Genomic DNA, 21,365 nt, shown 5'->3' on the forward strand with positions numbered 1-21,365 from the left:
GCCGACGACCACCACCACGACCACCACGACGTCGGGCGTCACCACGACGACCACCGGTGGGGCGACGACCACCACGTCGCCGACCACCACCACCGACCCGACGACCACCACCACGTCGCCGACCAGCAGCACCACGACCACGACGACCGAGCCGGTCGCACCCCCGCCCGCGCCGGGCGGCGGCGGCAAGCTCGCCTACACCGGCACGTCGGTCCGCGGACCCCTGGTCCTCGGCGGCGGCCTGCTCGCCCTGGGCGCGGGCGCCCTGCTCCACCTGCGCCACACGCGCCGCCGCACCTGATCCGGACGCGCGGAGGGGCCGGTCCGCGGACCGGCCCCTCCGCGCGGGTCCGCTAACCGGACAGGGACGGCAACTCGCCGATCTGCTCCGGCGTGGGCGGCGTGATGTCGACCGGCGCGCCCCAGTCGCGGTAGTCCGCCACGACGTTCACCGCGTTCCCACCCTCGACCGGCGTGCTCACCTCGGTCCTCACCGGCAGGTCGTGGTCGTCCACCCACAGCGTGAGCACCGAGGCGCGGCCGTCGACGGTCACGTGGGCGGTGTACCGGACGGTCTTCCTGCCGGACACCTCCTCCTCCGCCTTCGCCACGATCTCCGCGCCCTCCGGCAGCGCCTTGCGGATGTCGGCGGTGTCGCGGATGTGCACGGCCACGCCCGCCATCGCCTGCCCCAGCGCGTTGTCCGGGTCGTCCGGGTCGAGCTTGAGCCACGGCTTGTCCGGCTGCGGCGCCCGGCCCTCCGGGATGCGCACGAAGATGCCCTCCGGCACCATCACGTACGCGACCTCCTCGGCGTCCGCGATGGAGATCCGGCAGGAGGCCGCGAAGTCGTCGGTGCGCAGCCCGCAACTGCCCCTGCCGTTGGTGGCGAGGTCCAGGTCGACGGTGACCCAGCCCTTGGCCTCGGCGGCGACCTTGCTGGCCTCGCCCAGCGCCTGCGGCGTGTCGAACGTCCTCATCGTGGGCGTCGGCTCACCGGTGCACGCGGAAAGCGCGGCGGTGGCCACGGCGGCGCAACCCACCAGGGCGACACGGTTCTTGCGCATGCTCCTCCTCGGGCCGGCAATGGGCGAAAACGCCTTTCCGCAGACACTGTAACCAGCACGAGAAGATCATGAAACGCCCGATTCACGGCTGTTGTCGAAAACCGAAAAGCGCATTGTCCTTTTGTCAGCCGCGTGACAAATCAGGGGCGGCGCACGGACGCCAGCAGGTTGCGGGCGACGTCGCGCAGCTTGGTGTTGTGCCGCTGCGACTCGGCGACGAGCCGGGCGAACGCCTCGCTGTCGCCGATGCCGTGCGCGGCCATGAGCACGCCCTTGGCCTGGTCGATCTCGGCGCGCGACCCCAGCGCCGTCTGGAGGTGCCGGATGAGCGCGCGCGACCGGTCGTAGCGGCGGAAGCCGGTGATGGTGGTGGACGCGGCGGTGGTGAACAACCGGAGCAGGGCCTCGTCGAACGGGTCGAAGGCGCTCTCCCTCGAACTGTAGAGGTTGAGCGAGCCGATCACGTCGTCGTCGATGACGAGCGGTGCGGACAGGTAGGCGCACACGTCGGCACGCTCCGCGGCTCGGGCGAACTCCGGCCACCTCCGCCGACCGTCCTCGCGGGTGGCCCGCACGGGTCTGCGGGTGCGCGCGGCCTCCAGGCACGGCCCGTTGCCCGCCGCGTACTGGTCGGTGTCGATCGCGACGACCCTCTCGTCGGTCGCCGCGGCCGTGGACGCGCCCTCGGGGGTCACCACGGTCACCGAGACGTCCTCCGCGTCCGGGATGACGCGGGACACCGACTCGGCCAACTGCCGGAGCGCGTCCTCCATCGACTGGTCGTCGGCCAGCACACCGGCCAACTCCTCCAGCGCCTCGGTCGCCTCGTCCAGTTGGCCGGCCGGGACGTGCTCCTGCATGCTCACGTCCCATTTTTTACACCCGGCGGACCATAATCGCCGCAACCGAAGGAGGTGACGCGGTGCGCGTGCTGCTCGTCGAGGACGACGACGGGGTCGCCGGGGCGCTCGTGGCGGCCTTGGTGGACAACGGGCACCGCCCCAGCCGGGTGGCGCGGGGCGCGGACGCCCTGCTCGCCCACCGGGGTTTCGACCTGCTGCTGCTCGACCTCGGCCTGCCCGACGTGGACGGCCTGGAGGTGCTGCGCAAGGTGCGCCGGATCTCACCGGTGCCCGTGCTGGTGCTCACCGCGCGCGGCGACGAGCGGTCGATCGTGCGCGGCCTGCGCCTGGGCGCGGACGACTACCTGGTCAAGCCGGTGCGCCTGGGCGAGCTGCTGGCCCGGATGGACGCGGTGGCGCGGCGCAGCGCGGCGCGCACCGGTCCCGGGGACCGCGCGGTGCGGGTGGGCGACGTGGAGGTGGACCTGGAGGCCAGGCGGGTGGTGGTCGGCGGCGTCGAGGTCGCGCTGACCACGAAGGAGTTCGACGTGCTGGCCGCACTGGCCGGGCGGGCGGGCACGGCGGTGAGCCGCCAGCAGGTCATGGACGAGGTGTGGGGTGACGCGTACCTGGCCGTGTCGCGGTCGCTGGACGTGCACGTGGCGGGCTTGCGGGCGAAGCTGGCCCGCCCCGGCCTGCTGACCACGATCCGCGGCTTCGGCTACCGGTTGGGCGAGTAGGTGCGCCGCCGCCTGCTGCTGGTGCTGCTGCTGTTCTCGGCCGCCGCCGTAGCCGGGTTCGCGGTGCCCCTGCTGACCACCACGTCCGCCGAGCGCACGCAGCGGTTCGTGCTCAGCCGCACCGCCGACCTGGACCGGTTCGCCGTGCTCGCCCAGCACGCGGCGACGACCGGCGACGACGCGGCGCTGGAGGACGAGGTGCGGGCGTACGTCGCGCTGTACGGCGAGCCCGTGGTGGTGGTCGACGCGGGGCGCCGACCGGTCGCGCAAGCCGGGACGTCGGCCGGGGACCCGCTGTTCGCGCAGGCCCTGGACGCGGCGCTGCGCAACCAGCCCGCGCCGTCCGTGCCGACGCTGACGCCCTGGTCGTCCGGGCACGTGGTGTTCGCGCGCCCCGTCGGCACCGGCACGAGGGTGGCGGGCGCGGTCGTGCTGCGGGCGTCCGTGGACCGCGCGGCGGCGGACGTGACGACGCGGTGGCTGTGGGTGCTCGGCGGCGCGCTGGCCGCGGCGGTCGTGTCGGTCCTGCTGGTGCAGGTGGTGGCGCGGTGGCTGCTCAAGCCGATGGCGGAGTTGGCGGTCGGGGTGCGCGCGGTGGCCGCGGGCGAGCGGCGGGCGCACGTGCCGGGCAGCAGCGGGCCGCCGGAGGTGCGGGAGCTGTCGGAGTCGTTCAACCGGATGTCCGACGCGGTCACCGAGGCCGCCGACCAGCAGCGCAGGCTCGTCGCGGACGCCTCGCACCAACTGCGCAACCCGATGGCGGCGCTGCGGCTGCGGATGGACGCGCTGGGCGGCCAGGTGCGGCCGGGCGGCGTGGACGCCTACACCGCGAGCGTCACCGAGATCGAGCGGCTGGAGTCGCTGCTGGGCGGCCTGCTCGCGCTGGCCGCGGCGGAGAGCACGGCGACGGAGGTGGCGGCGGGCGGGCGCGAGCCGGAACTGGCCGACGTGGGCGCGGTGGCGGTGGACCGGGCCGGGTTCTGGCAGGTGCCGGTGCCCTCGACACCCGCGCTGCCGGTGCTGGTGCGCTGCCCGGAGTCCGACCTGGCGCAGGTGCTGGACGTGCTGCTGGACAACGCGGTGAAGTACGGGGGCGGGGTACGGGTGTCGCTGGGCGCGGACCGCGCCGCCGGGACGGGGTGGGTCGAGGTGCGCGACGACGGGCCGGGGATGACGCCGGAGGAGCTGGTGCTGGCCACCGGGCGGTTCTGGCGCGGCCCGTCCGACCAGCCCGGCACGGGGTTGGGCCTGGCGATCGCCGACCAGCTGGTGCGGGCCCGGGGCGGTGTGCTGGCGCTGTCGTCGGGCGACGGCGGCGCGACCGGCCTCACCGCCCGGGTGACCCTGCCGCTGGAGCCGGCGCTGTGACGGCCGGGGTGGGCCGGCGGGCGTTCCTGCTGGGTCTGCTCGCGGCCGGCGGCGCGGCCGGGTGCACGGGGGGCGCGCCGTCCCCGGAGGTGGTGATCGCCGGCGGCGAGCGCGGCGGCATGTACTTCGACTTCGCCACGCTGCTCGTCGCCCAGCTGACCGGGGTGCGCGGCCGGGTGCTGGAGACCGAGGGCAGCCTGGCGAACCTGGACCTGCTCGCGGACGGCCGGGCGCGGGTGGCGCTGACCCTGGCCGACGCCGCCCACGTCGCCGACCCGGCCCTGGAGCTGCGCGCGCTCGGCCGCGTCTACGAGAACTACCTCCAGCTGGTGGTGCGGGAGGACGACCCGGCGCGGGTCGCCGCGGACCTCGCCGGGCGGACCGTGTCACTGGGCGCGGCGGGCTCCGGCGCGTCGCTGACGGGCTGGCGGATGCTCGACGCCCTGGGCCTGCGCGGGTCGGTGCGGGTGGTGCACCACAGGTTGGGCGACGCGGCGGAGGCGCTGGCCGACGGGCGGATCGACGCGGTGCTGTGGTCGGGCGGCGTGCCCACGCCCCGGCTCCGGGACCTGTCCCGCATCCGGCTGCTGCCGCTGGCCGAACTGGTGCCGGGCCTGCGGGAGGCGCACGGCTCGGTGTACGACCAGGTGCCGGTCCCGGTGGGCGTGTACGGCGCGGCGCGCGAGGTGCCCACGATCGGGGTGGCGAACCTGTTGGTGTGCCGGGCGCCGCTGGACGACGTGGTGGCCGCCGCGATCACCCGCACCCTCGTCTCGCGCGCCGCCGCCCTGGTGCCGGAGCAGACGCTGGGCACCCAGTTCCTCGACGCGCGCAGCCTCATCGGCACGGTCGGCGTGCCCCTGCACCCCGGCGCGGCGGCCGTCTACCGGGACCTGCACGGCTGACGCGGCGCGGGGGCGTGCCGGGCGGCACGCCCCCGCGCGGTCAGGGCAGCCGCTGACCGAAGACCAGGGCGCCCGCCACGGCCAGCAGGCCCAGCACGGTGCCCAGCGCGACCCACGGCCGGGACGCGTCGGTCTGCTTCTTCTCGTAGCCGATCTGCTCGCCGAGCGTCTCGTAGACGCGCCGCAGCTCCTCGGCGCTGGCCGCCTTGAAGAACTCGCCGCCGGAGAGCTTCGCGATCTCCTTCATGGAGTCGTCGTCCACCGGCACGTCCTGGCGCCGCCCCTCGATCTCGACGACGCCCTCCTCGGTGCCGAACGAGATGGTGGAGATGGGGATGCCCACCTTCTTGGCGTCCTCGGCCGCGTCGAACGCCTTGCGCGTGCCGACGGTCTCCTTGCCGTCGGTCATCAGCACGACGCGCGCCGGCGGTGGGCCGTCCGCGCCGCCGACGACCTTGCCGAACGAGTCGATCGCCGCGAGGGCCGCCACGATGGCGTCACCGGTGGCGGTCGACTGGGCGAGCTTGAGCCCGTCGATGCTGGACGTGACCGCGCTCCGGTCGGTGGTCGGCGCGACCAGCACGGTGGCCGACCCGGCGAACGAGATCAGGCCCAGGTTGATGCCGGGGGTGAGGCCGTCGGCGAACGACTTGGCCGCCACCTGCGCGGCCTCCAGGCGGGACGGCTTGACGTCGGTGGCCTTCATCGACAGCGAGGTGTCGATGACCAGCATCACGGTGGCGCGGTTGCGCGGCACCTTCTGCTCGGCGGTCGGCCCGGCCAGCGCCACGGTCAGCAGGATGAACGCGACCAGCAGCAGCGCGGGCGGTACGTGCTTGTACCAGCCCTGCCGCTTCGGGGCGACCTTCTCCAGCATCGGCAGGTTGGCGAAGCGCAGCGTCCGCTTGCGCAGCACGCGCTGGAGCACGACGTACAGCGCGGCGACCGCGGCGACCGCGATCAGCAGCAGGAACCACCACGGCGCGGCGAACCCGGTCAGGCTCATCAGGCCACCCCTCCCGACCAGCGCCGCTTGCGGGCGACCACGAAGCGCACGGTGTCGGCGATCCAGTCGGAGTCGGTGCGCAGCACGAGGTGGCCCGCGCCCGCCTGGCGCAGGGCGGCGGCGACCCCGGCGCGGTGCTCGGCCGCCGCGGCGGCGAACTCGCGGCGCAGCAGCGGCGAGGCGACGACCTCGCGCTGGCGGCCCGACTCGGGGTCGGCCAGCACGACCGTGCCCACCTCGGGCAGGTCGACGTCGCGGGGGTCGACGACCTCGATGGCGACCAGGTCGTGCCGGGCGGACAGCGCCTTGAGGGGACGCTGCCACTCGTGGCCGCCGAGGAAGTCGGAGATCACCACGACCAGGCCGCGGCGGCGGGGCGGGCGGCGCAGCTGCTCGACCACCTCGGCCAGCGAGCCGCGGGTGCCCTCGGGGGCGCGCGGGGTCTCGGCGACCTTGCGGATGAGGCCGCGCGAGTGCGCGAGGCCGCCGCGGGCGGGCACCCGGACCAGCTGTTCGCCGGTGGACACCAGCGCGCCGATCCGGTTGCCGCCGCCGCGCGTGAGGTGCGCCACGGCGGCGGTGGCGGCGACCACCAGGTCGCGCTTCTCGCACACCGCCGTGCCGAAGTCGAGGCTGGGCGAGAGGTCGATCGCGAGCCACGTCTCCAGCTCGCGGTCGGCCACGGTCTCCCGGATGTGCGGCACGGTGGTGCGGGCGGTGACCGCCCAGTCCATCCGCCGCACGTCGTCTCCGGGCTGGTAGGGCCGCGCCTCGCCGGGCTCGGAGCCCGGTCCGGGGACCAGGCCCAGGTGGTTGCCCTGGAGCAGGCCGTCGAGCCTGCGGCGGACCTCCAGTTCGAGCGTGCGCAGCGCCGCCTCCATGCGGCCGCCGTGCAGGACCGGCGGCGCCCAGCTCGGGCGGTCGCCGGCGGTGTCGTCGCCGGTGGTCTCGGTCACGGCCTGCCCGCGGGCTGCGGCGCCGACGGGCGGGCGGAGACCTGCGGCAGCGGCACGGTCTGGAGCACGCGCGTGATGATGTGGTCCAGCGGCACGCCGTCGGCCAGCGCGTCGTAGGACAGCACGAGGCGGTGGCGCAGCACGTCGGGCACGACGTCCACGACGTCCTGCGGCAGCACGTAGTCGCGGCCGCGCACCAGCGCGAGGGCGCGGGCGGCGGCGATGATGCCGAGGCTGGCGCGCGGCGAGGCGCCGTAGGCGACCCACCCGGCCACGTCGGTGAGCTGGTGCTCCTTGGGCGCGCGGGTGGCGATGACGAGCCGCACGACGTAGTCGACCAGCGCGTGGTGCACGAACACGCGGGAGGCCACGCCCTGGAGTCGGACCAGCTCGTCCGGGCCGAGGACCTGGGCGGGCACCGGCGGCTCGACGCCCATCCGGTAGACGATCTCCCGCTCCTCCTCGGCCGTCGGGTACTCGACCTGGATCTTGAAAAGGAACCGGTCGCGCTGGGCCTCGGGCAGCGGGTAGACGCCCTCGTTCTCGATCGGGTTCTGGGTGGCCAGCACGAGGAACGGGGTGGGCATCGGGAACGTCTTGCCGCCGATGGACACGTGCCGCTCGGCCATGACCTCCAGCATCGCGGACTGCACCTTGGCCGGCGCGCGGTTGATCTCGTCGGCGAGCACGAAGTTCGCCACGACCGGACCCAGTTCGACGTCGAAGGTCTCGCTGCCCTGGCGGTAGATGCGGGTGCCGAGGATGTCGGCGGGCACCAGGTCGGGGGTGAACTGGACGCGCGAGAACGAGCCGCCGACGACGTTGGCGAAGGTCTCCACGGCCAGCGTCTTGGCCACGCCGGGCACGCCCTCCAGCAGCAGGTGGCCCTTGGCGAGCAGGCCGACGAGCATCCGCTCGACCAGCCGGTCCTGACCGACGATCACCCTCTTGACCTCGAACACGGTGCGTTCGAGCAACTGGGCGTCACGAGCCGGCGTGTGGGGCGCCTCGGCGGCGGGCTCGGACAAAGGTCCTCCTCGAACAGGGTTGTGCGACTGTTCCCAGTCTCCCCTGCCGGCGGTATGGACCTTGTAAAGGGTCTACAGGTCGGCGGGCGTGTCCACGTCGCGCGCCTCGCCGGGCAGCGCGGGGACGCGGACGGGGTCCAGCCGGTCGAGCGCGGAGCGCATCGAGGCGCCGTGCGGGTCGGTGGGCAGGGCCGCGCGCAGCAGGTCCGCGCGCCACGCGCCGGTGAGCCACTGCGCCCGACCGGCGCCGTCGACGAGGACCGCGCCGGCGCCGGCGTCCACGGCGGACCTGAGCCGGTCCACTGTGGAGCGGGTGAGGCCGGGCTGGTCGACCGCGAGCACGACCACGACGTCCGAGGTGACGCGCGCCAGGCCCGCGGCGAGGCCGGCCAGCGGTCCGCCGCCGGGTGGTTCCTCGCGCGCCCACCGCACGCCCGAGAGGTCCAGGCCGGGGACGTCCCGGGGCGGTCCGACGACCACGGTCTCCGCGGCGCCCGCCACGGCGTCGAGCACGTGGCCGAGCAGCGGGCGGCCGTCGACCACGACCGACGCCTTGTCGACGCCGCCGAGCCTGCTGCCCCGCCCACCCGCGAGCACCACCGCCGACCACACGGGCCCCACGGTACCGGTCAGGCGGGCTCGCCCACGGCCTCCTCGGAGGAGGTGAACAGCATCCACAGCAGCGCGGCCACGATCAGGCCGCTGATCACGAACACCGGGAACACCAGGTCGAACACGGTGGTGCCCTGCGGCGCGGGCAGGGCCGGGTCGCTGGTGACGCTCACCGCGGCCATGCCGGTGTAGTGCATGCCGGTGACCGCGACGCCCATGATCAGGCCGGCCGCGGCGGTGGCCTGCGTGGTCTTGACGACGAGGGTGAACCAGAACGCGGCGGTCGCCGCGACGACGGCGATCGCGCAGGAGGCGGCGACCAGCGCCGGGTCGTAGCCGATCTCGCCCTTGAAGCGGATGGCCGACATGCCGAGGTAGTGCATGCCCGCCACGCCGAGGCCGGCCAGGGCACCCGCGAGGAGCAGCCGCATCCGGGTGAAGCGGACCAGCGTGACCAGTGACAGCCCGAGGCCGACCACGGCGACGGCCACGACGGCGGACAGCGCGGTCAGCGGTGCGGAGTACTTGACGGTGGCGCCGGGCACGTCGAAGCCGAGCATCGCGATGAAGTGCATGAGCCAGATGCCGATGCCGCCGATGGCGAGGGCGCCGAACACCGTCCAGCGGACCTTGGCCGACCGCTGGGTCTCGGCGCGGGCGCGGGCCATGCAGGCCAGGCCGATCAGGGAGCCGATGACGGCGACGACGTAGGCGATGACGAGCGTGGAGACGTCACCGGAGGAGTGCATGAGTTCGTGGTTCACGGGAGCGGCACCGATCCAAGGTCGAGGTACCCCTTACTAACCCGCTGTCACCGCATTCTCCATAGCCTGCCGATCGAGTTCACCGATTCGACACTATTTCACCTCTGTTTTCTACTGTGAGTAGTATTTTCTGTGACATTTGGCCTAACGAGACCTCATGCAGGTGACCCACTTACTCCGTTACGACGCGTGGTCGACCGGGCGCGCCCCGGCGTGGTGCGGGACGGGTGACGCCCACCGGCCCACGACCCGGTTGCACGCGTGCGGCCTCGCCAGGCCGGTCAGCACATCGGCGTCGGGCCTGCCCAGCCCGGTGGCCGTCTCCGCCCAGCCGGTGACGTCGAGCGCGGCCACCACCAGCCCGCCGACGTCCGGGTCGTCGCCGAGGTCGCGGACGACCGGGTCGCCCCGCCGGTGCGCCGAACCCTCCACGGGTACCGCGCAGGCGCGCCGGGACGCCCACCGCGGAGGCTCGTGGACGCCCGGGCCACGCAGTGTCCCGACAGGACTGTCCTCGGTGGACGAATTCAGACCCGACCGGGTGAGCCGACTCAAGCGGGACCACCGGTACGCCGATGTGGCCGACATCCCCTGGTGCGCGAAGGGGTCCGGCATGGTGCTGCGCGACCGCGTCCGCGACGTCGTGGAGGGCAAGCGCTTCCAGCGCTTCGTCATCGGCGTCATCGTGGTGAACGCGATCACCCTCGGCTGCGAGACGTCGTCCGCCGCGGTCGCGGCGTTCGGCGGGTTGCTGTCCGCTGTGGACAACGTCGCGCCGGCGATCTTCGTCGTCGAACTGGCCGCCCGGCTCTACGCGCACCGCCTGGCGTTCTTCCGCGACCCGTGGAACTGCTTCGACCTGGTCGTCGTCGGCGTCTCGCCGCTACCCGCCGCGGGTCCGCTGTCCGTGGTGCGGTCGCTGCGCATCCTGCGCGCCCTGCGGCTGGTCTCGATGGTTCCCAGCATGCGGCGCGTGGTGAGCGCGCTGGTGAGGTCGATCCCGGGCCTGCTGTCGCTGACGGGCCTGCTGCTGCTCGTGCTGTACGCGGGCAGCGTGGTCGCCATCAACCTGTTCCGCTCCAGCGGTGACGCGCGCTTCGCGGACCTGGGCTCGACCGTGCTCACCCTGTTCCAGATCACCACGGGCGACGGCTGGTCGGACATGATGCGCGACCTGATGGTCACCCAACCGCTGGCGTGGTTGTTCTTCGTGGTCTACCTGCTGGTCGGCACGTTCACCATGCTGAACCTGTTCATCGCCGTGGTGTGCAGCGCGATGGAGCCCGAACCCTCCGCACCCGCCCCCCTCCGCACCCGATCCCTCCGCACCCGCCCCCCTCCGTGCCGGACCGCGACGCGGCGCCGGCCGACGAGATCAGGGCGCTGCGCGAGGAGGTCCGCGCCCTGCGCCTGGAGCCCGCCGACCGCTGATCCCCACCCCCGTCCCACCGCGAGCCGGTTTGACACAGTCGGCTAATGCCATTAGCTTTCAGGCTATCAACATTAGCTGACCGAAGGGGTCGACATGACCGAGTTCCTGGAGCTCGACGGAGGACGGCTCGCCTACGACGTGGTCGGCGAGGGGCCGCTGGTCGTGCTGGCCCACGGCATGGGCGACAACCGCGCCGCCTACCGCGAGGTCGCCGCCCGACTGGCCGACAACGGGTACCGCGCGGCCTCGGTGGACCAGCGGGGCCACGGCGAGTCCAGCACCGGCTGGGCCTCCTACACCCGCACCGACTCGGCGACCGACCTGCTCGCCGTCGTCCGGCACCTGGGCGGCCCGGCGGTCCTCGTCGGCCACTCGTTCACCGGCGGCTCGGTCGCCATCGCGGCGGCGGTGGACCCCGGGGCGGTCAGCGCCGTCGTCCAGATCAGCCCGTTCACCCGCGCGCAGGAGGTGGACTTCCGCGGCCTGCTGACCGACGCCCGCTACCGCAAGGGCATGGCGCTGCTCATGGGCGCCGGGGTGTTCCGCAGCGCGGGGCTGTGGAAGCGCTACCTCGACCACGCCTACCCCGGCGCCCGGCCCGCCGGCTTCGCCGAGCACGTCGCCGCGCTGGACGCCGACCTGCGCAGGCCCGGCCGGATGGCGGTGCTCGGCCGCATGGGCATGTCCCCGCCCACCGACGCGGGCGCCCGGCTGGGCGACATCCGCTGCCCCGCGCTGGTCGTCGAGGGCTCGCTCGACCCCGACTGGACCGACCCCCGGGCCGAGGGCGAGGGCGTCGTGGCGGCCATGCCACCGGGGCTGGGCCGGGTCGAGGTGGTCGAGGGGGCGGGGCACTACCCGCACGTGCAGTTCCCGACCGAGGTGACCTCGTTGGTCCTGGCCTTCCTCAAGGCGGGTGCCCGTGGCTAGGGCGGCGCTGTCCGCGGACGCCCTGGTCGACGTCGCGCTGCGCCTGGTCGACGAGGAGGGGCCCGCCGCGGCGACCCTGGCGGCGGTGGCGTCCCGCGCGGGCGTGGCCACGCCGTCGCTCTACAAGCACGTCCGCAACCTGGCCGAGCTGCGCGCGCTCATGTCGGTGCGGATCATGGACGAACTGGCCGAGCGGATCGGCGCGGCGGTGCTCGGCCGGTCCGCCGACGAGGCGGTCCGCGCGCTCATGCTGGCCTGGCGCGAGTACGCCGTGGCGCACCCGCACCGCTACTCGGCGCTCGTCCAGGCCCCCGAACCGGTCGTGGCGCGGGCCGGCGAGCGACTGGTCGCCGTCATGCTGGCCGCCCTGCGCGCGTACGGCATGGAGGATTCCGCGACCGTCCACGCGGTCCGCTGCCTGCGGGCGGCGGTGCACGGTTTCGCCCTGTTGGAGGCGGCGAACGCGTTCCAGCTGCCCGAGGACCTGGACGAGACCTACGAACTGCTGGTGCACATGGTGGTCAGCGGGCTGCGGACGCCCCTCCCCCGCACCTGATCCCGCCGGGCGCGGCGCCGGGTCAGAGCAGGCGCGTGGCGAACGGCATGATGCCGCCGTAGCGGACCGGGGCGACGCGGACGACCGACCCGGAGTACGGGGCCTCGACCATCATGCCGCCGCCGAGGTAGAGCGCCACGTGCGTACCGCCGCCCGGTCCCCAGAACAGCATGTCACCGCGCCGCGCCTGGGACAGCGGCACCTTGCGGCCCGCGTTGTACTGGTATCCGCTGTAGTGCGGCAGGTAGACGCCGACGCCCGCGAACGCGTACATCATCAGGCCGGAGCAGTCGAAGCCGACGCTGTAGTAGTCGCCGTGCGAGTCGCCGACACCCCAGTCCCGGATGCCGACCGTGGGGCCGTCGTAGTTTCCGCCGCCCCACGAGTAGCGCACGCCCAGGTGCCGCATCGCCCGCGCCACGACGGTTTCCACGCCGCCGCCGACGGGCGCGGTCACGACGGGTTGCGGCCGGACCGCCGGGGCCTGCGGCGGCGGCGCGGCGGCCAGCGCCGCCCGGCGGGCGGCCTCCTCGTCCTCGCGGCGCTTGTCGTCGAGCCACCGGTCGTACCGTTCGCGCTGCCCCTCCAGGCCCTCCACGGCGCCGAGCGCCTGGTCCAGCTCGCCCTGGACGCGCGTGCGGTCGTCCTGGATGGCCTGCGCGGCGGCGGCCTGGCCCTGCTGCGCCCGCACGGCGGTGGCGCGGGCGTCGTCGGCGTCGCGCTCGGCCCGGGCGGCGTCGGCCTGCTTCCGGTCGGCCAGGTCGAGCGCGGCGCGGGCGGCGGAGTCCTTGTTGCCCTTCTCGGCGCGGGCGCGCTCGACGTCGTCCAGCGCGTCGAGGCCCGACGCGCCGACGGCCTCCAGCAACTGGGCGCGGGCGAGCAGGTCCTCGGGGCTCGTCGCGCCGAAGTACGCCGAGACGGAGCCGACGGTGCTGCCCTGGAAGTAGCTGGCGGCGGCGAACTCGTCGAGCGCGGCGCGGGCGTCCTCGACCGCCCGGGCGGCGGCGTCGGCCTCGACGCGCGCCGCGTCCGCCTCCCGCCGGGCCTCGTCCGCCTCGGTGCGCGCGGCCTCCAGGTCGACGCGCGCCTTGTTCGCCAGCTCCATGGCGTGCGCGACGTCGTCGTCCAGCTGCCGGAGCCTGGCCTCCGCGTGGGCGAGCCGACCCGTCAGCTCGCCCACGCGGGCCGCTTTGGCGTCGGCGTCGCGGCGGCTCGCGCTGATCTCGGCGTCACTGGGGTTGGGTGGGGGCGGCGGCACGGCCACCGCCGCCCCGGCCAGGCCGACGACGGAGGCCAGCGCGAGCACAACAGGGACCAGCCACCGAGTCACGACACCCGCCTTCCGCCGTCCGACCCATCGCGTTGCGCCGTTCGGCGGTGCGCGATCACGTGACGGAACGATGCCACCACCCGGGCGGTGTCACCACTCGGCCCGGGCGCACCATCAGCCACACGGGTCACACGGGGTTTGACCGGCCGGGGCCCAGTCGACCCCGCGGCTCCGGTCCGCCCGCCAGGGCGCGCGCAGCGCGAACTCCCGCACCTCGCCGGTCGCGGTGCGCGGGACGGCCTCGGTGACCTCCGGTTGCCCTCGACAGCGTGCGGGCGCGCTCCTCCGGGTCGAGGTCGTCATCACCCGGTCGGGTGCGGTTGAACGTGGGCAGGGGCGGCTCCTCGCCGTCCCGGTCCCGGACGGCGTCGAGGACCGCGTTCCACACCGCCGGCGGCACCTCACCAGGTGCTCGGGTCGCCCCACGTGCGCACCGGCCCGCTCGCGGTGACCGGCACGGCCACCAGTTCCGGCAGCGCCTCCTCCGCCGGGGCGCGCACCACGGCCGCCGCCACCCCGTCGTACGGCGTGGGGCCGGGGTTCACCACCACCACGGCCGCACCCGCCCGCACCGCCAGCCCGACGAGGTCCGAGGCGGGCGACACGGTCAGCGACGTCCCGACCGCGAGCAGCGCGTCGCAGTCCAGCACGGCGGTCCGGGCCTCGCGCAGCACCGGCTCGGGCACGGGTTCGCCGAACGCCACCACCGCGGGCCGCCGCACGCCGCCGCAGCCCGCGCACACCGGGTACGGGGCTCCGGCGCGCACCTGCGCCAGGGCGTCGGCCACCGGCGCGGCGGCGCCGCACGACGCGCAGACCACGCGCGCCATCGACCCGTGCAGTTCCACGACCGCGGTCGAGCCGGCCCGCTGGTGCAGCCCGTCGACGTTCTGCGTCAGCAGCGACCGCACCCGCCCGGTGCGCTCCAACTCCGCCAGGGCGGTGTGCGCGGCGTTGGGTTCCGCGCTCCACATCGGATCGTCCAGCCAGGACCGCCACGCCGAGCGCCGCGCCGCCGCGGAGGCGAGGTACGGCGAGGCGGCGAACGCGAACCGCGCCACGCCCGACGGGAACGACACCCCCGCGCCGGTGAGCACGGTGATCCGCCGTGCGACGGCCATCACGTCCCGTGCGCCCATGCCACCACGGTGCCACACGCCTGCGAGCATGTCGCGGTGCGCAGGACGTGGACGGGTGTCGGGCTCGGATCTGTCGGTTTGGTCACAGCCGTGGTGGGGACTTTCCTGCCCTGGCTGCGCTCCGGGACGGTCCGCAGGACCAGTTACGAGGTGCTCGCGCTCCGTGGTTTCGCGGGGTTGGACGGCGTGCCGGGTGAGCTCGTGCGGGGTCTGTGGGTGGGGCTGATCCCCTTGGCGGTGTGCGCGATGGCCCTCTGGGTGATGCGCTTTCCCCGAATCGGTGCCTGCCTCGCGCTGATTTTTGGCACGATCACGGGAACGGTGGCGGCTCTTGCCGCCGTCCAAGGGGGCGACGGGGCGGCACTGATCGGCATCAGCACGACCGGACCGGTGGTGACCCTCGGTGGTGCCGTGCTGGGGGTCGCAGGGGCGATCACCGTGCTCACCGCGAAAACCCGCACAGCGAACAGCAGTCCAGGAGGATCTCCGTGACCCACCCAGGTGGCGGCGGCGAGTGGCCGCCGCAGAACAACCCCTACGGCCAGCCCCAGCAGCCCGGGTACCAGCAGGGCGGCTACCCGCAGCAGCAGCCCGGCTACCAGCAGGCGGGTCCCCAGTTCCAGCAGGGCGGCTACCCGCAGACCGGCCCGCAGGGCTTCCCGCAGCAGGGTTTCCCCCAGCAGGGCTTCCCGCAGCAGGGCTACGGCCAGCCGCCGGTCGGCTACGGCGGCGAGCCGCCGAAGAAGAAGCGCACCGGCCTGGTCGTGACCGCGGTCGTCGCCGTCCTCGTGCTCGCCGCGGGCACGGTCGGCACGGTGTGGGCGCTGCGCAGCTCCGACGACGTCGCGGCGGGCTCGGAGAACCCCTCCACCGCGGCGAACAACCTGCTCAGCGCACTGGGCAGCGGTGACGTGCTGGGCATCATGAACGGCCTGGCGCCCGCCGAGGCGGCGTTGAGCAAGGACTACACCGAGGCCACCGTCAGCGAGGCCAAGCGGCTGGAGATCCTGAAGAAGGACGCCGACCCGAACAAGCTCACCGGCGTCGAGATCAAGAGCGAGGGCATCAAGTTCGACGAGGCCGCCGCGGAGAAGGTCAACGACCACCTGACGATCAACAAGGTGGTCGAGGGCAAGATCACGATCACCTCGGACGTCAAGCAGATCCCGTTGACGGACAAGCTGGTCGACGCGCTGGGCGCGGAGCTGGACCGGGCCGCGCCGCAGACCGAGACGCTGGACTTCGCCAAGGTGAAGGACGAGCGCAAGGGCAAGCCGATCGGCATCGCGACCATCAAGGTCGGCGACGAGTGGTACCCGAGCCTCTTCTACACGATCGCGCACGCCGCGCTGGAGGAAGAGGGCCTGAAGTGGCCCGCCCAGGGCATCGCGCCCGCCGGCGCGGGTTCGGCGGGCGACGCCGCGAAGCAGTTCGTGGAGAAGGCGCTCGACGCCGACGTCGAGGGTGTCATCGCGCTGCTGCCGCCGGACGAGATGGGCGTGCTCCAGGACCTCGGCCCGGTCATCCTCGACCAGGTCGGCAAGACGGCCGCGAGCGGCGCGAAGCTCGTCGAGCTGGAGACGGACACCAGGGACGTCACCGGCGGCGTGCAGGTGACCGTCCGCAGGCTCGTGCTGGAGGTCAAGGGCGAGCGTGGCGAGATCACCCGTGACGGCGACTGCTACACGGCCAAGGCCGAGGGCCAGACGCAGCGGCTGTGCGCGGACGAGATCACGCAGCTGGTGGAGCAGCAGGCCGGGCGCAACGTCCCGGCGGCGGCGATCGACGTCATCGGGCGGGTGGGCGCGCAGGTGCTCAAGGACGGCGTCGGCGTGGTCGCCACCGAGGTGGACGGCAAGTGGTACGTCAGCCCGTTCCGCACCTACAGCGAGATCTTCCTGACGCTGATGCGCGGTCTGGAGCCCAAGGACCTGGACGAGCTGCTGAAGGCGGTCAAGTAGCACCGCACCGCCTCCCGGCCCCCGTCGCGGATCACCCGCGGCGGGGGCCGAGTGCCGTCCCGAGCCGGGTGGCGGCCACCACGAACAGCACGGCGAGCGCGCCGGAGAGCGCGAGCGCGCCGGTGACGCCGTCCTGGTGGGACAGCGACCACAGCACGTTGCCCACGGGCGGGGTGCGCCCGACGAGGAGCACGAGCACGAGGAGGGCGGCGGACGCGAGCACCGACCAGCCGGCCCGGGTGATCACCGGCCGCCCGCACAGCACGCCCACGCCGACCCCGACCAGCGCGCACACCGCGAGCGCGGCGAAGCCCTCCAGGACGGTCGCCGGCGGGTAGGGGCGCGGCTGCGTCAGCACGGGCACCAGCGCGGCCACCGCGGCGAGCGCCACGGCGGCGAGGGACGCCAGCACCGCCACGGCGGCCTGCACGCGACCCCAGCCGCCGGCCGCGACGACGGTGACCGAGCGCCGCACCGGGTCCTCGGCGGTCGCGATGACAGCGGTGAGCCACGCCGACACCGGGTAGACCAGCACGCACGTCCCGGCGTACGCGGGCAGCGGCGGGCCGGCGTCGGAGGCGTAGAGCATCCCGAGCACGGCCGCGAACAGCAGCAGCGGGGGCAGCCAGCGCTGGGTCCGCAGCACGTCGGCGAGCAGGTACCGCACCAGCGCGGTCACGACCGCACGCTCCGCACCGAGCAGCCCAGTCGCAGCGCCTCGGCGAGCACGCCGTCGCTGTAGCCGGACCGCACCTCGACGCGCGCGCCGCCACCGACCGCCCGCGCCTCCGACACCCCCTCCAGGCCGCTGATCAGCGGGAACGATTCGCCGACCCGGTCGAGTTCGATCACCACGCCGCCCGCGCGCACCGAGCCGAGCACCACCTCGCGCATGCCGGGCACGTCGTGCCCGTGGTGGTCGGTGAGCACGACGGCCGCCCCGGAGGCCGCCACCAGCTCCACCAGCACCGCGCCGGCCGCCGCGTCGAGGCCGGACCACGGCTCGTCGAGGACCAGCAGGTCGGTGGCGTGCAGGGCCTGGACCAGCGCGACCTTCTGCGCGTTGCCCTTGGACAGGGTGGCCAGCGGCGCGTCCGGGTCGCCGACGAAACCGAGGTCGTCGAGCAGCTCCCGGCGCACGGGCACGCCGCGCACGGCGGCCAGGTGGCGCAGGTAGTCGTGCGCGGACAGCCCCACCCCGGTCGGGAAGCGCTCGGGCACGTACCCGACCGACGGGCCGCGCTCGACGCGCCCGGACGACGGGGCGGTGACCCCGGCCGCGACGCGCAGCGCGGTGGACTTGCCCGACCCGTTGCCGCCGCGCAGCGCCACCACCTCGCCGGGGCCGACGTCGAGCGTGAAGTCGCGCAGCACCCACGGCCCGCGGCCGTAGCGCTTGCCGATTCGATCAAGGCGCACCACGGGTGTGATGATGCCCGGACGGGGGTGGGGCCGGGTTGAAGCCGCATACAGGACAAGCGTACTGTTTGGGGTAGGAGGGCACCGTGCCGACAGGTGCGGAAGACTCGGCAGCAGATCCGACCAAGAGTTCCCAACCGACTTTGCGCGTCACCAGATGTCACCAGATGGAGTTCCCGTGACTGCACCAGCGAGCAAGGACAGCTTCGGCGCCCGCGGCACGCTCACCGTCGGCGACGCCTCGTACGAGGTGTTCCGGCTGAGCGCGGTCGACGGCGCGGAGCGCCTGCCGTACAGCTTGAAGATCCTGCTGGAGAACCTGCTCCGCACCGAGGACGGCGCGAACATCACCGCCGACCACGTGCGGGCCCTCGCCGGCTGGGACCCGTCGGCCGAGCCGGACACGGAGATCCAGTTCACCCCGGGCCGCGTGGTGATGCAGGACTTCACCGGCGTGCCCTGCGTGGTCGACCTGGCCACCATGCGCGAGGCCGTCACCCAGCTGGGCGGCGACCCGACGAAGGTCAACCCGCTGGCCCCGGCCGAGCTGGTCATCGACCACTCGGTGATCGCCGACATCTTCGGCCGCCCGGACGCGTTCGAGCTGAACGTGGACCTGGAGTACGAGCGCAACAGGGAGCGCTACCAGTTCCTGCGCTGGGGGCAGACCGCGTTCGACGAGTTCAAGGTCGTCCCGCCGGGCACCGGCATCGTGCACCAGGTGAACATCGAGCACCTGGCCCGCGTCGTCATGGTCCGCAACGGCCAGGCGTACCCGGACACCCTGGTGGGCACCGACAGCCACACCACCATGGTCAACGGCATCGGCGTGCTCGGCTGGGGCGTCGGCGGCATCGAGGCCGAGGCCGCGATGCTCGGCCAGCCCGTGTCGATGCTGATCCCGCGCGTCGTCGGCTTCAAGCTGCACGGCGAGCTGCCCGCGGGCGCCACCGCCACCGACCTGGTGCTGACGATCACCGAGATGCTGCGCCGGCACGGCGTCGTCGGCAAGTTCGTCGAGTTCTACGGCTCGGGCGTCGGCGCGGTGCCGCTGGCCAACCGCGCCACCATCGGCAACATGAGCCCCGAGTTCGGCTCGACCTGCGCGATCTTCCCGATCGACGGCGAGACCATCGACTACCTCAAGCTGACCGGCCGCTCGGCCGAGCAGCTGGCGCTGGTCGAGGCGTACGCCAAGGAGCAGGGCCTGTGGCACGACCCGTCGGTCGAGCCGGTGTACTCCGAGTCGCTGGAGCTGGACCTGTCGACGGTCGTCCCGTCGATCGCCGGCCCGAAGCGCCCCCAGGACCGCATCGAGCTGACCGCCGCCAAGTCGGCGTTCCGGCAGGCGCTCGGCGCGTACGTGTCGGACACCGAGGAGACCTCCGAGTCCAGCGTGGACGAGGCCGTCGAGGAGACGTTCCCGGCCAGCGACCCGATCGCGCCCGCCGACGGCGACGCCGGCGGCGCGCCGCGCATCGTCCACACCGCCGCCGAGGGCGCCCAGGGCCGCCCGTCCAACCCGGTGAGGGTGAGCCTGGACGGCGCCGAGTTCGAGCTGGACCACGGCGCGGTCGCGATCGCCGCGATCACCTCGTGCACCAACACCTCGAACCCGTCGGTGATGATCGGCGCGGCGCTGCTCGCGAAGAAGGCCGTGGAGAAGGGCCTGGAGCGCAAGCCGTGGGTGAAGACCACCCTGGCGCCGGGCTCCAAGGTCGTCATGGACTACTACGAGCGCGCCGGCCTCATGCCCTACCTGGAGAAGCTGGGCTTCCACCTGGTCGGCTACGGCTGCACCACGTGCATCGGCAACTCCGGCCCGCTCCAGGACGAGATCTCGGCGGGCATCGCCCACGGCGACCTCGCCGCGGTGTCGGTGCTGTCGGGCAACCGGAACTTCGAGGGCCGGATCAACCCGGACATCAAGATGAACTACCTGGCGTCCCCGCCGCTCGTGGTGGCGTACGCGCTGGCCGGTTCGATGGACAAGGACATCACCACCGAGCCGCTGGGCACCGACCAGAACGGCGAGCCGGTGTACCTGGCCGACATCTGGCCGTCGCCGCAGGAGATCTCCGAGGTCGTCGCCGCGTCGATCTCGCCGGAGGGCTTCACCAAGGGCTACGCCGACGTGTTCGCCGGCGACCAGCGCTGGCAGTCGCTGCCCACGCCGACCGGCAAGACGTTCGAGTGGGCGGAGGACTCCACCTACGTGCGGAAGCCCCCGTACTTCGAGGGCATGGAGATGGAGCCGGCCCCGGTGACCGAGATCGGCGGCGCGCGCGTGCTGGCGCTGCTGGGCGACTCGGTGACCACCGACCACATCTCCCCGGCCGGCGCGATCAAGGTCGACTCGCCCGCGGGCGAGTACCTCACCGAGCACGGCGTCGAGCGCAAGGACTTCAACTCCTACGGCTCGCGACGCGGCAACCACGAGGTCATGATCCGCGGCACGTTCGCCAACATCCGGCTGCGCAACCTGCTGCTCGCCGACGAGAACAACGGGCAGGGCGTGCAGGGCGGCTTCACCCGCAACTTCCTGGAGGAGGGCGCGCCGCAGACCACGATCTACGACGCGTCGGTGGCCTACGCCGAGGCCGGCGTGCCGCTGGTGGTGCTGGCGGGCAAGGAGTACGGCTCCGGCTCGTCGCGCGACTGGGCCGCGAAGGGCACCTCGCTGCTGGGCGTGCGCGCCGTCATCGCCGAGTCGTTCGAGCGCATCCACCGCTCCAACCTGATCGGCATGGGCGTCCTCCCGCTCCAGTTCCCGAACGGCGAGACCGCGTCGTCGCTCGGCCTGGACGGCACCGAGACGTTCGACTTCACCGGCGTCACCGCGCTGAACGACGGCGACACGCCGCGCACGGTGCACGTGACCGCCGCGAAGGGCGACGGCTCGAAGGTGGAGTTCGACGCGGTGGTCCGCATCGACACCCCCGGTGAGGCCGACTACTACCGCAACGGCGGCATCATGCAGTACGTGCTCCGCAAGATGGTCCGCAGCTAGTCGACCGACCGGTCAGGGGCCGTCCACCTCCGGGTGGGCGGCCCCTGCCGCGTGTCAGCGGTCCGGCGGCACGGGCCCATCGGCCCCGCGCCGTGCGCACAAGACGCCGGGTGAATGCCCGTGACCATTCCGCGGTTATTTTCCAGACGACCTGGAATCAATTCCTCACACATACGTGAAACGGTGTCGAATAAACCGTCGAAATCTGTCGAATCTGTCGAACAGGTGCACGGTTGTGAAATTCGTTGACATTCGCGAACCGACCCCTTGAAAGTGGCGACATCGCCGCCAGGTGCTCAA

22 protein-coding genes are annotated in these 21,365 nt (G+C 73.5%); 10 read left to right on the top strand and 12 right to left on the bottom strand.

Features of this window, described 5'->3' with window-relative positions:
* A partial coding sequence (locus CKY47_RS15225) for a hypothetical protein (protein WP_306746452.1) occupies positions 1–301 on the top strand: 301 nt, incomplete at its 5' end.
* Positions 302–353: 52 nt separating this feature from the next.
* Here CKY47_RS15225 and CKY47_RS15230 read toward each other — a convergent pair.
* Together CKY47_RS15230 and CKY47_RS15235 are read right to left on the bottom strand one after the other, a co-directional pair.
* Complete coding sequence (locus CKY47_RS15230) at positions 354–1,067, bottom strand: hypothetical protein (protein ID WP_306746453.1); 714 nt, start codon at positions 1,065–1,067, stop codon at positions 354–356.
* Between the two features lie 140 nt (positions 1,068–1,207).
* Complete coding sequence (locus CKY47_RS15235) at positions 1,208–1,927, bottom strand: GAF and ANTAR domain-containing protein (protein WP_306746811.1); 720 nt, start codon at positions 1,925–1,927, stop codon at positions 1,208–1,210.
* 62 nt (positions 1,928–1,989) lie between these two features.
* Between CKY47_RS15235 and CKY47_RS15240 the strand changes: the two genes are divergently transcribed.
* Genes CKY47_RS15240 through CKY47_RS15250 form a run of 3 tightly spaced genes read left to right on the top strand, consistent with a single transcriptional unit; the run spans position 1,990 to position 4,922 of the window.
* The gene (locus CKY47_RS15240; protein WP_306746454.1) at positions 1,990–2,649 is read left to right on the top strand and encodes a response regulator transcription factor; all 660 of its coding nucleotides are present in this window, start codon (positions 1,990–1,992) and stop codon (positions 2,647–2,649) included.
* On the top strand, positions 2,650–4,017 hold the full coding sequence (locus CKY47_RS15245; RefSeq protein WP_306746455.1) for a HAMP domain-containing sensor histidine kinase: 1,368 nt from the start codon (positions 2,650–2,652) through the stop codon (positions 4,015–4,017).
* On the top strand, positions 4,014–4,922 hold the full coding sequence (locus CKY47_RS15250) for a TAXI family TRAP transporter solute-binding subunit (protein ID WP_306746456.1): 909 nt from the start codon (positions 4,014–4,016) through the stop codon (positions 4,920–4,922). Before CKY47_RS15245 ends, CKY47_RS15250 begins: the two co-directional genes overlap by 4 nt.
* A 40-nt stretch (positions 4,923–4,962) precedes the next feature.
* Here CKY47_RS15250 and CKY47_RS15255 read toward each other — a convergent pair whose 3' ends face one another.
* The 6 genes from CKY47_RS15255 to CKY47_RS15280 form a co-directional block, all read right to left on the bottom strand.
* Positions 4,963–5,928 carry a VWA domain-containing protein gene (locus tag CKY47_RS15255; protein ID WP_306746457.1) on the bottom strand — a complete coding sequence of 322 codons (966 nt, stop codon included), beginning with the start codon at positions 5,926–5,928 and terminating at the stop codon, positions 4,963–4,965.
* A complete protein-coding gene (locus CKY47_RS15260) occupies positions 5,928–6,809 on the bottom strand; it encodes a DUF58 domain-containing protein (RefSeq protein WP_306746812.1) in 882 nt (293 codons plus the stop codon). Before CKY47_RS15260 ends, CKY47_RS15255 begins: the two co-directional genes overlap by 1 nt.
* 71 nt (positions 6,810–6,880) lie before the next feature.
* Entirely contained in the window at positions 6,881–7,912 is a 1,032-nt protein-coding gene (locus tag CKY47_RS15265; RefSeq protein WP_306746458.1) for an AAA family ATPase, read from the bottom strand.
* A 72-nt stretch (positions 7,913–7,984) separates the two neighbouring features.
* Positions 7,985–8,524 carry a molybdenum cofactor guanylyltransferase gene (gene mobA / locus CKY47_RS15270; protein WP_306746459.1) on the bottom strand — a complete coding sequence of 180 codons (540 nt, stop codon included), beginning with the start codon at positions 8,522–8,524 and terminating at the stop codon, positions 7,985–7,987.
* A gap of 17 nt (positions 8,525–8,541) precedes the next feature.
* Entirely contained in the window at positions 8,542–9,288 is a 747-nt protein-coding gene (locus CKY47_RS15275; RefSeq protein ID WP_306746460.1) for an MHYT domain-containing protein, read from the bottom strand.
* 180 nt (positions 9,289–9,468) lie between these two features.
* A complete protein-coding gene (locus CKY47_RS15280; protein ID WP_306746461.1) occupies positions 9,469–9,720 on the bottom strand; it encodes a hypothetical protein in 252 nt (83 codons plus the stop codon).
* A 109-nt stretch (positions 9,721–9,829) separates the two neighbouring features.
* Between CKY47_RS15280 and CKY47_RS15285 the strand changes: the two genes are divergently transcribed.
* Genes CKY47_RS15285 through CKY47_RS15295 form a run of 3 tightly spaced genes read left to right on the top strand, consistent with a single transcriptional unit; the run spans position 9,830 to position 12,206 of the window.
* On the top strand, positions 9,830–10,765 hold the full coding sequence (locus tag CKY47_RS15285) for an ion transporter (protein WP_306746462.1): 936 nt from the start codon (positions 9,830–9,832) through the stop codon (positions 10,763–10,765).
* Positions 10,766–10,813: 48 nt separating this feature from the next.
* Positions 10,814–11,650, top strand: coding sequence for an alpha/beta fold hydrolase (locus CKY47_RS15290; protein WP_306746463.1), 837 nt, complete (start codon positions 10,814–10,816; stop codon positions 11,648–11,650).
* Positions 11,643–12,206, top strand: a complete 564-nt coding sequence (locus CKY47_RS15295) for a TetR/AcrR family transcriptional regulator (RefSeq protein ID WP_306746464.1) — start codon at positions 11,643–11,645, stop codon at positions 12,204–12,206. The genes CKY47_RS15290 and CKY47_RS15295 overlap by 8 nt, the downstream gene beginning before the upstream one ends.
* Positions 12,207–12,228: 22 nt before the next feature.
* On the opposite strand, the gene CKY47_RS15300 is transcribed toward CKY47_RS15295, so the two are convergent.
* Both CKY47_RS15300 and CKY47_RS15305 read right to left on the bottom strand, forming a co-directional pair.
* Positions 12,229–13,536: an NlpC/P60 family protein gene (locus CKY47_RS15300; RefSeq protein WP_306746465.1), complete on the bottom strand. Its 1,308-nt coding sequence runs from the start codon at positions 13,534–13,536 to the stop codon at positions 12,229–12,231.
* A 401-nt stretch (positions 13,537–13,937) separates the two neighbouring features.
* On the bottom strand, positions 13,938–14,675 hold the full coding sequence (locus tag CKY47_RS15305) for an SIR2 family NAD-dependent protein deacylase (protein ID WP_306746466.1): 738 nt from the start codon (positions 14,673–14,675) through the stop codon (positions 13,938–13,940).
* 36 nt (positions 14,676–14,711) lie between these two features.
* Here CKY47_RS15305 and CKY47_RS15310 point away from each other — a divergent pair, with 36 nt between their 5' ends.
* Together CKY47_RS15310 and CKY47_RS15315 are read left to right on the top strand one after the other, a co-directional pair.
* Positions 14,712–15,167, top strand: coding sequence for a hypothetical protein (locus tag CKY47_RS15310; RefSeq protein WP_306746467.1), 456 nt, complete (start codon positions 14,712–14,714; stop codon positions 15,165–15,167).
* Positions 15,164–16,636 carry a proline-rich domain-containing protein gene (locus CKY47_RS15315; RefSeq protein ID WP_306746468.1) on the top strand — a complete coding sequence of 491 codons (1,473 nt, stop codon included), beginning with the start codon at positions 15,164–15,166 and terminating at the stop codon, positions 16,634–16,636. The genes CKY47_RS15310 and CKY47_RS15315 overlap by 4 nt, the downstream gene beginning before the upstream one ends.
* A gap of 31 nt (positions 16,637–16,667) precedes the next feature.
* On the opposite strand, the gene CKY47_RS15320 is transcribed toward CKY47_RS15315, so the two are convergent.
* Together CKY47_RS15320 and CKY47_RS15325 are read right to left on the bottom strand one after the other, a co-directional pair.
* A complete protein-coding gene (locus CKY47_RS15320; RefSeq protein ID WP_306746469.1) occupies positions 16,668–17,315 on the bottom strand; it encodes a hypothetical protein in 648 nt (215 codons plus the stop codon).
* On the bottom strand, positions 17,312–18,055 hold the full coding sequence (locus tag CKY47_RS15325) for an ATP-binding cassette domain-containing protein (RefSeq protein ID WP_306746470.1): 744 nt from the start codon (positions 18,053–18,055) through the stop codon (positions 17,312–17,314). The genes CKY47_RS15320 and CKY47_RS15325 overlap by 4 nt, the downstream gene beginning before the upstream one ends.
* Positions 18,056–18,233: 178 nt before the next feature.
* Here CKY47_RS15325 and CKY47_RS15330 point away from each other — a divergent pair, with 178 nt between their 5' ends.
* Positions 18,234–21,065: an aconitate hydratase gene (locus CKY47_RS15330; RefSeq protein ID WP_306746472.1), complete on the top strand. Its 2,832-nt coding sequence runs from the start codon at positions 18,234–18,236 to the stop codon at positions 21,063–21,065.
* Positions 21,066–21,365: the final 300 nt, after the last annotated feature.

It is taken from the genome of Saccharothrix longispora (assembly GCF_030852425.1).
GTDB lineage: Bacteria > Actinomycetota > Actinomycetes > Mycobacteriales > Pseudonocardiaceae > Actinosynnema > Actinosynnema longispora.